Source organism: Chryseobacterium flavum (assembly GCF_003385595.1).
Classification (GTDB): Bacteria; Bacteroidota; Bacteroidia; order Flavobacteriales; family Weeksellaceae; genus Chryseobacterium; species Chryseobacterium flavum.
Genome location: NZ_QNUE01000008.1, coordinates 123262 through 136437, shown reverse-complemented (window position 1 = coordinate 136437; position 13176 = coordinate 123262). Strand labels below are relative to the sequence as shown.

The 13176-nt window shown below is 36.4% G+C and carries 10 protein-coding genes; 5 read left to right on the top strand and 5 right to left on the bottom strand.

Annotated features, from left to right (window positions below; translation table 11 throughout):
* Positions 1-1362 (top strand): M64 family metallopeptidase, encoded by a 1362-nt coding sequence (locus DRF59_RS12035; protein WP_115960159.1) that lies wholly within the window; start codon positions 1-3, stop codon positions 1360-1362.
* An 18-nt stretch (positions 1363-1380) separates the two neighbouring features.
* On the opposite strand, the gene DRF59_RS12030 is transcribed toward DRF59_RS12035, so the two are convergent.
* From DRF59_RS12030 to DRF59_RS12015, 3 genes are all read right to left on the bottom strand, one after another.
* Positions 1381-1920: a 2'-5' RNA ligase family protein gene (locus DRF59_RS12030; protein ID WP_115960156.1), complete on the bottom strand. Its 540-nt coding sequence runs from the start codon at positions 1918-1920 to the stop codon at positions 1381-1383.
* A gap of 26 nt (positions 1921-1946) precedes the next feature.
* Complete coding sequence (locus DRF59_RS12025) at positions 1947-3056, bottom strand: serine hydrolase domain-containing protein (RefSeq protein WP_115960153.1); 1110 nt, start codon at positions 3054-3056, stop codon at positions 1947-1949.
* A gap of 202 nt (positions 3057-3258) precedes the next feature.
* Positions 3259-3969 carry a Dph6-related ATP pyrophosphatase gene (locus DRF59_RS12015; protein WP_115960150.1) on the bottom strand — a complete coding sequence of 237 codons (711 nt, stop codon included), beginning with the start codon at positions 3967-3969 and terminating at the stop codon, positions 3259-3261.
* Positions 3970-4080: 111 nt separating this feature from the next.
* Between DRF59_RS12015 and DRF59_RS12010 the strand changes: the two genes are divergently transcribed.
* Positions 4081-6813 carry a M16 family metallopeptidase gene (locus DRF59_RS12010; protein ID WP_115960147.1) on the top strand — a complete coding sequence of 911 codons (2733 nt, stop codon included), beginning with the start codon at positions 4081-4083 and terminating at the stop codon, positions 6811-6813.
* Positions 6814-6889: 76 nt separating this feature from the next.
* Here DRF59_RS12010 and DRF59_RS12005 read toward each other — a convergent pair whose 3' ends face one another.
* Positions 6890-10237, bottom strand: a complete 3348-nt coding sequence (locus DRF59_RS12005; RefSeq protein ID WP_115960144.1) for a methylmalonyl-CoA mutase family protein — start codon at positions 10235-10237, stop codon at positions 6890-6892.
* Between the two features lie 255 nt (positions 10238-10492).
* Here DRF59_RS12005 and DRF59_RS12000 point away from each other — a divergent pair, with 255 nt between their 5' ends.
* On the top strand, positions 10493-10825 hold the full coding sequence (locus DRF59_RS12000; protein ID WP_115960255.1) for a hypothetical protein: 333 nt from the start codon (positions 10493-10495) through the stop codon (positions 10823-10825).
* A gap of 30 nt (positions 10826-10855) precedes the next feature.
* On the opposite strand, the gene DRF59_RS11995 is transcribed toward DRF59_RS12000, so the two are convergent.
* Positions 10856-11962, bottom strand: a complete 1107-nt coding sequence (locus tag DRF59_RS11995) for a DUF3667 domain-containing protein (protein WP_115960141.1) — start codon at positions 11960-11962, stop codon at positions 10856-10858.
* Positions 11963-12299: 337 nt separating this feature from the next.
* On the opposite strand from DRF59_RS11995, the gene rplM reads away from it, so the two are divergent.
* Positions 12300-12755, top strand: coding sequence for a 50S ribosomal protein L13 (gene rplM / locus DRF59_RS11990; RefSeq protein WP_027375420.1), 456 nt, complete (start codon positions 12300-12302; stop codon positions 12753-12755).
* 5 nt (positions 12756-12760) lie between these two features.
* Entirely contained in the window at positions 12761-13147 is a 387-nt protein-coding gene (rpsI, locus tag DRF59_RS11985; RefSeq protein WP_007843277.1) for a 30S ribosomal protein S9, read from the top strand.
* Positions 13148-13176: the final 29 nt, after the last annotated feature.

The window sequence follows — 13176 nt, the reverse complement described above, 5'->3', positions numbered from 1 at the left end:
ATGAAAAAGATCATATTATCTATTCTTATCGGAAGCAATTGCTTCGGACAGGTATTTGAAAAAGTTTCGCTTTTGCAGAGTGGGAGTAATGATAAACGAATTATTATTGCCGTTTTGGGAGACGGATTTACTTCAGCACAACAAAGTTCATTTGTTTCATCAGCACAGACGACTGTAAATTATCTTTTTACCAAAAGCCCCTATAAAGAATATAAGAATTATTTTAATGCGTATGCTGTTAAAGTAATTTCTGCAGAATCGGGAGTAAAGCATCCGGGAACAGCTACAGATGTTGCGGAGCCTGTAATTCCGGTTACCAATCCTAACAATTATCTGGGATCTACCTTTGATGTGAACGTCCACAGGTGTATCTACAGTAACAGTACAAATAAAGTAGGGCAGGTTCTGGCAGCAAATGTTCCGGATTATGATATCACTTATGTTCTGGGAAATTCACCTGAATATGGTGGATGTGGAGGAGCTTATGCTTTCGCTTCAACCAACAGCTCAGCCAATGAAATTGTTGTTCATGAACTTGGGCATTCGTTTGGTAAATTAGCTGATGAATATTGGTTTTCAGGATCTCTTGAATCTCCCAATAAAACAAAAACCTCAAATCCTTCTACTGTAAAATGGAAAAACTGGGTAGGGCTTAATGGAATAGGAGTTTATCCGCACGCCGAAAGTCCCACGTGGTTCAGACCTCATCAGAGTTGTGAGATGAGGTATCTCAATCAACAATTCTGTTCTGTTTGTAAAGAAGCGATTATTGAGAGAATCCATTCACTGGTATCTCCTGTGGATTCTTATACTCCTGCAAATAACGCAGCACTCAGCGCTAATGGCAATATTACTTTCACGGTTAATGAAATATTACCCATTCCTAATACCCTGGTCAATACCTGGAAGCTAAATGGTACAACACTCAGCGCAACAAGTAATACATTAACCATAACACCATCTCAGCTGAATAGTGGAAGTAATACTTTACTCTTTTCTGTAACGGATAATAATCCACTTTTAAAAGTAGACAATCACAGTACCCTTCATTTTACAAATATTGTATGGACTTTAAGCAAATCAACACTCAGGGTTTCCAGTGTAAAAGCTGAGGAAAGAAAGTTCAGTATCTATCCCAATCCAACCGATGGAGAATTTTATATCCGGGGGAAGCAGGATTTTTCAAAAGATGTTAAAATTGAAATGTATGACACTTCAGGAAGGTTAATTTCTGTACGAACTGTATTAAAAGATCCGTCAACCCTGTTTGTGAGCAGTAAAAATATACCCGCAGGCTCATATCTGCTCAATGTGAAAGAAAGTGGTCAGCTGATTATTTCTCAAAAAATAATAAAGGAATAAAAGTCCAGGAGCCGGCTGCTAAAGCCGGCTTTCTTTATCTATTAAAGTTTTTTCAGCGATTGGTTCCCATTTTCCATTATGACGAAGAAGTAAGATTTTATTAACTATAAATTTAGTTTTATAATGCTTCTCTTTGTATTTTTCCCAGGCCTTAAGATAATTATTCCATGTAAGATCCCTATGCCCTATAGTCATATGAGGATTGAATGAGTATGGCATAAAATTAAATTGTTGTCTCACTCTCAGATAAAGATTTTTAAGATCAGGATTAGGTTCCGGACGGATAAAGAGTACAGGATTTTTAGGATTGGGAAAGCTCCCGAATCCATTCAACTCCACTTCAAAAGGAGAGATTTGAGTATCAATTTTCTGAAAAGCAGTAAGGATATCATTTTCCAGTTCCACTTCTCTGGAGAAAGGGGGAAAGAGCGTGATATGGGCATCATTTTTTAATGCCTTGGAATTATCATAATGTTCTGCAAGATCTTTTTTGAAAACCTTAACTTCTTGAATGGTCTCCCCGGGAGGATAGACAGCTATGAAATATAATTTTTTCATACTATTAATCAGAAGAATAAATATACTTAATTTTTCTTCATGAGCCGTATGAGTGTATTCTCAAGGTTGTCTGTAATCTTTTTTACTTCTTTGTGAGTTTTGAAAGTTGCACTTTTTCCTTTTTCTTCATCCGCAATATTAGAAAGGATAATTACAGAAGTTCTGGTTTCAGGATAATAGATATTCAGAGAAGGAGAGCCTTTTACATATCCGCTGTGAAAATAGGCGTTTGGCTTTCCGATATTCAACATGATCCCGTAAGCATATCCCATTTTCCCAAAAATGGCATGGTGCCTTTCAGCACTTTGTGCCATAAACAGCTTAAGGGTTTCAGGTTTTAATATTTTTCCTCCATAAAGAGCATTGTTCCAGTGATGAAGATCTTCTATAGTAGATAATATCCCACCCGCAGGAATACCTATATCTTTACTTCCCAGTCTTTTTGGCATGTCCGGTACTTCATGTACCTCATTTTCATTGCCCAGATATGCGCTGGCAAAATTAGTCCCCTTAAAAATATCTCCTGTCGAAGAGTGAATCATTCCGGCTTTCTTAAAGAGCTCCATAACATTATCATCATAGGATTTTCCGGAGACTTTTTCTACAATCTTCCCAAGGGTGTTGAATCCATCGTTGGAATAGAAAAAATCAGAGCCGCTTTTAAACATCAGCTTTCCACCCAGCATGTTTAAACCTGATGTATGGTTTAATAACTGATGAATTGTTATGTTTTCATATTCTTTGATCTGGAATTCTTTGAGATACTTTGAAGCTTTATCTGTGACGTTAAGTTTTCCCTGCTCCATTTGCAGTAAGATCATAGCGGCAGTGAATTGCTTGCTCACAGATCCTATGGCAAATATGGTATTACTGTCAATTTTAGTTTTTCTTTTGAAATCAGAATATCCGTTTTCTCTTCTGTAAAGAGGTAAAGAATCTTTGAAAACGGCAATACTTCCGTTGAAATGATATTCTTTTAAAGTGGAATCAATCTGTTGTTCTAAAAGTGTTTTCTGAAAAGCAGTAATGGTAGAATCAATAATTTCTTTTTTATTAACAGGACGAACTTTCGGAGCTTCAGTTGTACAGGAAAATAAAAAACAGAAAAAAGACAGGAATACTAAATTTTTTATCACAGGTGTTGTATTTTTAAATGATGAATATACTCTTAAAGATACTAAAATATCTAAAAAAGCATTAAGGGATGCAAATTATGTGCTAAGACAGCTATGGACCAATTTAATTATAAATGATTTTTTAATGAAAGGATTAAACATGGATATTAAATGTATCATCAATTATGAAGTATAGAATATCTGAAGTTTACTGAAGAAAGACCTATCTTAATAACAGATCACAGAACCAGAAAACATATTCTTCATCTTGCTCTTCAGAAGTTGTTTTTGGTTTAGGGTAAGTTTTTTTGACCGTTTCCCCTATTTCAAACTGAACCGGCTTTTTGAAAATTGGCCCGTCAAAAGTAAAGGTGTGAAACTCTCCGTTTTCTCCGCATGGGTCTACGTTTTCAGGGAGGTCATCAATAAATTTCTGATCAATAATTCGCCCTGCAAAACTTTTATCAAGGTAAGATCCGTTAACACAGGTTACAATAGTTTTAAAACCAAGGTCTAAAAATTCATGGATGAGTTCCGAAGTATTGTGTTTCCAGAGTGGAAAAACGGCTTTCATACCGATCGCATTTAATTGATCTTCACGGTATTTTCGCAGGTCTTCCAGAAAAATATCCCCAAAAATAGAGTAGGTGACTCCTTTAGCCTGAATTCCGGTCATTGTTTTAGTCATGATTTGCCGATATTCTTCCATTGAAGGTTCCTTTGGAAGCTCCATTTTAATTAATGGAATCCCTAGATTTTCAGTTTGTTTTTCTAACAGTGAAACATGAACCCCATGCATGGAAATCCTTTGAAATTCTTTATTAATACTGGTGAGTAAAGCTGAAATGTCATACTTTTCCTCCCGTAATATTTTGTAAAGGGCAAATGCAGAATCTTTTCCACTGCTCCAGTTAAATAACGCTTTTGACTTCATATAAATATTATTCTGCTTGAATAAATCTGTTAAATTTTATTTAAAAACTTCCTGAAAAGGTGACTTAATCATTTAAAACTTTTAAATTTAGAAAAAATAAATAATAACCATATGAAACATTTGTTATTGGGCACAGCCGTCTTTTTTCTCATGGGAGCAGTTAATCCTGTTCTGGCACAGAAAGCAGAATCTCCTAAATTTATAAGCAATACAGAAGGGGTGAAAGAATATTCGTTAAGTAACGGGATGAAAATATTATTGATCCCTGACCCTTCTCAAAGTAATATGGTCGTAAATATTGTCTATAATGTAGGTTCAAAAGATGAAGGATATGGAGAAAAAGGAATGGCCCATCTATTGGAACATATGCTGTTTAAGAGTACCAAAAACCTGGGTGATATCAAAAAACAGCTTTCCGATAAAGGAGGAAGAGCCAATGGAACTACCTGGTATGACAGAACCAACTATTATGAAGTTTTTCCTTCCAGTGATGAGAATTTACAATGGTCTTTGCAGATGGAAGCAGACAGGATGGTTAATGCTACTATCCTGCAAAGTGATCTGGATAAAGAATTTTCTGTCGTTAGGAATGAATTTGAAATAGGAGAAAATAATCCGACAAGAGTAATGATCCAGAACGTATTTTCTAATGGATACACATGGCATAACTACGGAAACAGCACAATCGGAAGTAAGGAAGATATTGAGCGTGTTAAGGCTCCGACGTTAAGGAAATTCTATGAAAAATATTACCAGCCGGATAATGCGACTTTAATAGTAGCAGGAAAATTTGATGAGAAAAATGCTTTAAAATATATTTCTGATTATTTTTCAGTTTTACCTAAACCCAATCGTGAACTGGGAGGGACTTATACAGTGGAACCTGCTCAGAACGGGGAAAAATATTTTGAGATAAAAAGAAATAATGACCAGCAGATTATTGCGGCCGGCTATCACACTTCGGCCTATGCAGATAAGGATTATGCTGCTTTGGCTGCTCTTTATGAGATATTAACTGCAGACCCTTCCGGATATTTATATAAGAGCCTTGTAGAAACACAAAAGGTTTCCGGTATCTGGACATTCAGTCCGGTAGTTCGGGATCCGGGAATGGTATATTTCAATTTTGATGTACCAAAAGACCGGAACCTGGAAGAAATAACCCGTATAGTTAAAGCAGAGCTAGATAAAGTAGCGGGAATAAAATATACTGCTGAAGATCTTAAAAGAGCAAAGGCCAAGTTGATAAAAGATATTGATGATGGGAAGAATAATACCATCAATTATGCAATAGGACTGACTGAGATTATCGGTGCAGGAAATTATAAACTGGGATTCCTGTATCGGGATAATGTGGAAAACCTAAAACCGGAAGATATTAACAGAGTTGCTCAAAAGTATTTCAAAAATAACAACCGTACATTGGGCATTTTTAAACCTTCTCCTAATGAAGAAAGAGTTTTTCCGGCGGAATTCAGGGATAATCAGATTGCAGAACTGACAAAAGATTATAAAGGAAAAGCTCTTGAGAAAGAACCGGCTCCGTTTGAAGCCTCTATTGCTAACCTGAAAAAAAATCTTACCGAAGGAAAACTTTCCAATGGAATGAAGTATGGAGTGATTAATAAGGAATTAAAAGGAGAAAAAGTTCAGGGAACTTTCAGACTTCGGTTTGGAAACGAAAAAGATCTGAAGGGTAAAAATGCCGTGGCGAAAATGACTGCTTCGTTACTGAAGTCCGGTACAAAAAATAGAACGAAAGAACAGATACAGGATGAGCTGGATCAAATGAGATCTTCTATTGATACCTATGCATACGGCCAGAATTTAATGATCTCTGTCAATACCTATAAACAGCATTATCCAAAAGTGATGGCTATTTTACAGGATATATTAACCAATGCTTCATTCCCTGAAAATGAAATCACCAAAACTGTAGTGGAAACCAATACATGGCTGGAAGGACAGCTTAAAGATCCTAATGCCATTGCCAATAATGAACTGCAGAGACTGGCCACACCATATCCTGAGACAAGCATTTTCTATGTGCCTTCCTTGCAGGAGCAGATTGATAATAACAATAAAGTGACGAAGGCCCAAATTGTAGATTTCTACCAGAATATTATGGGAGCTTCAGATGGTGCCGGAACCCTGATTGGAAATATTGATTCAAAAACAGCTGCCACTGAACTGGAAAAGACTTTTGGAAAGTTTACATCCAAATCAAAGTTTACAGAGGTGAAGCCTACTTTCTTTGAGACAAAAAAACAGGATAAAAATATTATTACTCCGGATAAGGAAAATGCAGTAGCACTTGGAACCTCCAGTTTTAAAATGAAACAGGATCATCCGGATTACCCGGCATTGGTTATGGCTAACGAAATTCTGGGAAGTGGCGGATTTCTTTCAGCAAGATTGCCAATGAGGCTTAGAGAGAAGGAAGGGATATCTTATGGAGTAGGTTCGTATCTGAATGTTCCGGTTTCCAATGAGGTGGCTTCATGGAATTATTATGCTTTTTTAAATCCTACCAAAAGAGCCGCAGTGGAAGCTGCCATTAAAGACGAACTAGGAAAAGCTTTAGCATCCGGTTTTACCCAGGAAGAGCTGGATTCGAATAAAAAAAGCTATGCAAATGGAAGAAAGACCAGTTTGGGAACAGATAATACCCTAATTAATTTAGTAAATACGAAGCTTATTTTTGATATCCCGCTTGAAAGTTTTGATGAACAGAATACTAAAATTCAGAACTTGAAGTTATCTGAAGTAAATGCTGCATTGAAAAAATATATTTCTGAAAATAGTGTAATCTCTGTTTTTGCGGGAGATTTTAATAAGAAATAAGTACATATTATTATTAAACCCCCTCAAAGAATTTTCTTTGAGGGGGTTTTTTAATTTCAACGTAGATCACAGTAGATTACATATTTCTTCTGTATTTACCACCTACTTCAAATAAAGCATTTGTGATCTGTCCCAATGAACAATATTTAACTGCATCAATCATTACCTCAAATAAGTTTTGCTGATTGATAGCTGCATGTTGTAATTTTTTAAGAGCTTCTTCAGATTTCCCCTCGTTTGCTTTCTGGAAGTTGTGAAGAGCTTCTATCTGTGCCTGCTTTTCTTCTTCGGTAGAACGTATTACCTCTCCCGGAAGTACAGTTGGGGAGCCATCTTTTCCAAGGAAGGTATTTACCCCGATGATCGGATATTCACCAGTATGTTTTAACCATTCGTAATGCATAGATTCTTCCTGGATTTTAGAACGTTGATACATGGTCTCCATAGCACCCAGCACACCTCCTCTTTCAGTAATGCGGTCAAATTCCGCATAAACAGCTTCTTCTACCAGATCGGTCAATTCTTCAATAATAAATGACCCCTGAAGCGGATTTTCATTTTTAGCTAATCCCAATTCTTTATTAATGATCAGCTGAATAGCCATTGCTCTCCTTACAGACTGCTCAGTAGGGGTTGTAATAGCTTCATCATATGCATTGGTGTGTAATGAATTACAGTTATCATAAATGGCATAAAGTGCCTGGAGCGTAGTCCTGATATCATTAAAATCAATTTCCTGTGCATGCAGAGAGCGCCCTGAAGTCTGAATGTGATATTTCAGCATCTGGCTTCTTTCATCCGCACCATATTTCAGTTTCATTGCTTTTGCCCAGATTCTTCTCGCTACACGGCCGATCACTGCGTATTCAGGGTCAATACCATTTGAGAAGAAGAAGGATAGGTTGGGAGCAAAGTCATTGATATCCATTCCACGGCTTAGATAGTATTCTACATACGTAAATCCGTTAGCAAGTGTAAATGCAAGCTGTGATATTGGGTTTGCGCCTGCTTCAGCGATATGATATCCTGAAATAGAAACAGAGTAGAAGTTTCTTACTTTTTCTTTGATAAAATACTCCTGAACATCACCCATAAGTCTAAGGGCAAATTCTGTAGAGAAAATACAGGTGTTCTGTGCCTGATCTTCTTTTAAAATATCAGCCTGAACGGTACCCCGAACGGTTGCAATTGTTTTAGCCTTGATTTCAGCATAAACGTCTGCAGGAACAATTTCATCCCCTGTAAGTCCTAAAAGCTTTAATCCTAAACCATTATTTGAAGGAGGAAGTTCTCCATTGTATTTTGGCCTTTCCAGTCCCTTATCGTCAAACTTTTCTTTAAGTTTTGCCTCTACCTTCGCTTCCAGACCGTTTTCACTGATATATTTTTCAACATTCTGATCAATGGCTGCATTCATAAAAAATGCCAATAGCATCGGTGCAGGACCGTTTATCGTCATTGAAACTGATGTCAGTGCATTTACAAGGTCAAATCCTGAATATAATTTTTTAGCATCATCTAATGTTGCAATAGAAACTCCGGCATTCCCGATCTTACCGTAAATATCTGGTGGTAAAGCAGGATCCTGTCCATATAAAGTTACCGAATCAAATGCTGTAGATAAACGTTTTGCAGGCATTTCAGCGGAAACATAATGAAATCTTCTGTTGGTTCTTTCAGGTCCGCCTTCTCCTGCAAACATCCTTGTCGGATCTTCGCCAGTTCTTTTGAACGGATAAATTCCGGCAGTATAAGGAAAGCTTCCCGGAAGGTTCTCCTGGCCTTTCCATCTGATCAGATCACCCCAATCAGTGTATTTTGGTAATGCAATCTTTGGGATTCTTAAATGAGATAAAGATTCTGTTGAGGTTTCAACTTTAATTTCTTTTCCTCTTACAAAATAGGAGTAAAAATCTGCATGGAAAGCTTTTTTTGTATCATCCCAGGTTCTCAGGAAATCAATGTTTTCCTGTTGAAGCTCTTTTTCTGCCTTTTGATATTCTGCTTCTAAAATTTCATTGGAAATAATATTTTTTACCCCTTCAATATGATACATTTTTCTTGCAAGTTCAGCCTGCTTCTCAATATTGGCATCATATTGTTTATTATTTTCAACAATTTCAGAAAGATAACGGACTCTCTTAGGTGGAATAATGGTTACTTCATCCGTAACTTCCTGCTCAACAAAAGTATTTAAATTTAATTCAGCAAATTTTTCATTTACTTTTGAAACGAGTCTGTTATAAAGTTCAGTGGTGCCATGATCATTAAACTGAGAAGCTTTTGTGGCATATACAGGCATTTCTTCCAATGGGCTTTCCCATAGAAGATGATTTCTCTGGAACTGTTTTCTTACTGCCTGAAGAGCATCCAATGCACCACGTTTGTCAGACTTATTTAACGCAACCAAATCAGCATAATCCAACATATCAATTTTTTCAAGCTGTGTAGAAGCTCCATACTCAGGAGTCATTACATACATGGATACATCTGCAAAATCAGAAACTTCTGAACCGGATTGACCGATACCTGAGGTTTCTAAAATAATAATATCCGGATGTGCCAGCTTTAATACATTCAAGGCTGAATGTATAAACGGAGAAACAGAAACATTGTTTTCCCGGGTTGCCATTGAACGCATATAAACCCTTGGATCATTGATGGCATTCATACGGATTCTGTCTCCTAATAATGCTCCTCCCGTTTTCTTTTTGGAAGGATCAATTGAAATAATGGCGATTTTTTTGTCTGTATTGGAACGTAAGAAACGTCTTACCAGTTCGTCAGTTAAAGAAGACTTTCCGGCACCACCCGTACCCGTAATCCCGATAATCGGAATGTTTAAATCTTTTGATCTTTCATCAATAGCTTTTACCAGTTCAGGTTTTTCTTCCGAAAAATTTTCAACAGCCGAGATAATTTGCGCTATACTTGTAGGATTCTCAAAGCTGATTGAATCAAGATCTTTTGCCGTCACATCTTTTCCGGTTGCAAAATCTGATCGTTGTACGAGATCATCAATCATTCCCTGAAGTCCCAGTTCGCGACCATCATCCGGAGAGTATATTCTGTCAATGCCATAAGCCATAAGGTCTTTTATTTCTTCAGGAAGGATCACACCTCCGCCACCTCCAAAAATTTTAATCTGAGGAGAGTTCTTTTCTCTTAAAAGGTCATAGATGTATTTGAAATATTCATTATGACCGCCCTGATAGGACGTTAATGCAATAGCGTTGGCATCTTCCTGGATTGCTGTATTTACAACTTCTTCTGCGGATTTATCATGTCCAAGGTGGATTACTTCACATCCGGTTCCCTGAATGACACGACGCATAATATTGATAGCAGCATCATGTCCGTCAAATAGCGAGGCCGCTGTTACGATTCTTACCTTATTGGTTGGAGTATATTTTTGGGTTTCCATAAAAATTCTAGAAAGTTTCTGAGTTTCCAAATATAATAATAAAAAAAGAACCTTGTGTTTGAGTTTATGTTATTGATTTATAGCTTTTTATTTAAGTTTATTTAATTCTGCTCTTCCAATTTTGGCCTGAGAAAATTAATAGTTTTCAAGTTCGGTAATTACAGAATTAAATGAATTCAGCTGATTTCATTTTCAATGGGAGTATTTCAGATTCTCAAATTAAAATTTCTACTTTTGCACAATATTTTAAAAGACATGCAAAAAGCTTTGATATATTTCGGTTTGGGGACAGTAGTAAGCTTCCTGATCAATTACTTCTTTTTAAGTTCACAAAATGTTGGGCTGGATATCTATTACGCGATTGCTTTTGGATCTGCCTGGGCTATAGCATATTATCTGGATACCCCTGATTTTACTTTACCTCAAAAGCTTGGTTTGTCATTTGTTGCTATGGGAATCCTGGTGCTGACAGGGACTTTGATTTTCAGCCTTGAGCTGGCGATTCCTTCAATTCTAAAATTCTCTACAGTTTTTGTAGCATATTATTTAATCGCAAGTTTTAGGGGAAGCAAATCGTTAAGAAAATAAAAAGGACCCGGCAACCGTACAGCCTCGTTTCTAGTGAATCATCAGAAAACTTACCAGAGCGAGCCCGGTAACCAATATCATAAATGCAAAGAAATTAAGTGTAAATAATATTCCTCCGATTATAATGCTTACCAGTCCATGTGTATGATAAACACGGCGGTGTGCAATAAAAAAATATCCGATAATATAAATCAGGAGACCGGAAAGTATCAGATATAAAATGGTATTGATAAACCAGATATCTGTTAAGCTGGCTAATTTTACAATCAGAAATACAAATAAAATATTCAGTAAAAGGAAAGAAAAATAGTGGAGTGTGAAAACTCCGTGATCAAAATACCACCATTTTTTCTTACTGTGAAAAATCCATAAAAAGAATGCAAAAAGTGGAAGGTAAATGAAAAGAGCTTTGGGTAAATTGTGGAAAGAAGTTTCTGCCAGGCTTTTAACAATTTCAGCTTTGGTAACTCCTTTTTCTTTAAGCTCAAAAAATTTATGGGCTAACGGTTTTTGAATAAAGTCAAAAACAGACGGGTTTTTGGCCGCTGCTGAATCGTAGGATTTTCTGGTTTTATATCCGGAATAATAAACATTCTCATCAATCTTTTCATTCATTTCAAAGGTTTCTTCCAAATCATTTATTTTAGAAGAATCAGGCAGGGCACTAAGGCTTTTAATAGCTGCTGAGTCCGCTGCTGATAATGTTGGTTTAGTTTTTATGCTGTCCAGTATTTTCTTTGAATCCAGAGATTTCATCTTTTCAAAGATACTTGCCTTGTTAGGGGCCTTGTCATCGTTTTGATTATTGAAGTTAATATTCATTAACGGGAAAAGTGCAAAAACAAAGAAAGTAATGAAACTGACGAAAATGTACAGTTTTACAGGAGGAACGAATTTTTGTCTTTTACCTTCAAGATAAGTATTGGTTAAAGTTCCGGGTTTAAACATCAGATTTTTAAGCGTTCCCCAAAACTGTCCGTCATAATGCGTGAAGTCTTCTATAAAATGGGTAAAGAGGAAATAGAAAGGATGCCGGCTTTCAATGTTTTCCTGCCCACAATGGGGACAGAATCTTTCTTCAACTTGATGCCCGCAGTTCAGGCAGGTTTTATCTTCTCTGATCTTTCCGTGGCTCATGAATAAAAGTTTGTGAAGCAAATATAATTATTTCAATGAATAAAATAATGTTTAAAATTATTTTTACGGAAATTTTTAAATCGGGAGTAAAAAAGAGTTGAGGGACCAAACTCCTCCCTTACCATTTGTGGTTTTAGAATCTTCTAAGCGTTTTTTTTCATCGCATCAATTTACAAGATTTATGCCAAACATAAAGTATTGCTAAAAGCTAGAAAATAGAGAGAGCAGAAATAATATTCTATAGATTAAGTAAAATATGTTTTTCGGTTACAAAAATAATTTGTACCTTTGCACACCCTTTTAGGGGTAAATTATGTTTAATCTTTAACTAAAACGTGTGAATACATTAAGTTACAAAACTGTTTCAGCGAACAAAGCTACTGCTAATAAAGAATGGGTTGTGGTAGACGCTGAAGGACAGCCGTTAGGTAGATTAGCTTCTACGGTTGCAAAGATTTTGAGAGGTAAGCACAAAACGAACTTTACACCTCACGTAGATTGTGGTGATAACGTAATCGTTTTGAATGCTGGGAAAATTACACTTTCCGGAAACAAGTGGGCTGATAAGACTTATATCTGGCATACAGGATATCCTGGAGGACAGAAGTCTATGACTGCGGCTGAACTTCAAAAGAAAGATTCTTTAAAGGTATTGGAAAAGTCTGTAAAAGGGATGTTACCTAAAAACAGATTAGGAGCTGCTATCCTTAAGAACCTTTATTTATATGAAGGAACTGAGCACAAACATGAAGCTCAACAGCCTAAAACAATTAATGTTAACGAATTTAAATAATTAATATGTCTATAGTTCACAAAATCGGAAGAAGAAAAACTTCTGTAGCTAGAGTTTATGTAAAACCAGGTTCTGGAAATATTACAGTAAACGGAAAAGATGCTAAAGAGTATTTCTCTACAGACGTAATGGTTTATAAATTAAACCAACCGTTTATCCTTTCTGAGACTGTTGGTCAGTATGATGTTACCGTAAACGTATTCGGTGGTGGAAATACAGGTCAGGCAGAAGCTATCAGATTAGGTATTTCAAGAGCTTTATGCGAAATCAACGCTGAGTTCAGATTAGCATTAAAGCCTGCTGGTTTACTTACAAGAGACGCAAGAATGGTGGAAAGAAAGAAGCCAGGTCAGAAAAAAGCAAGAAAGAGATTCCAATTCTCAAAACGTTAAGATTTCTCGTTGGCAGATGGCTTATGGCT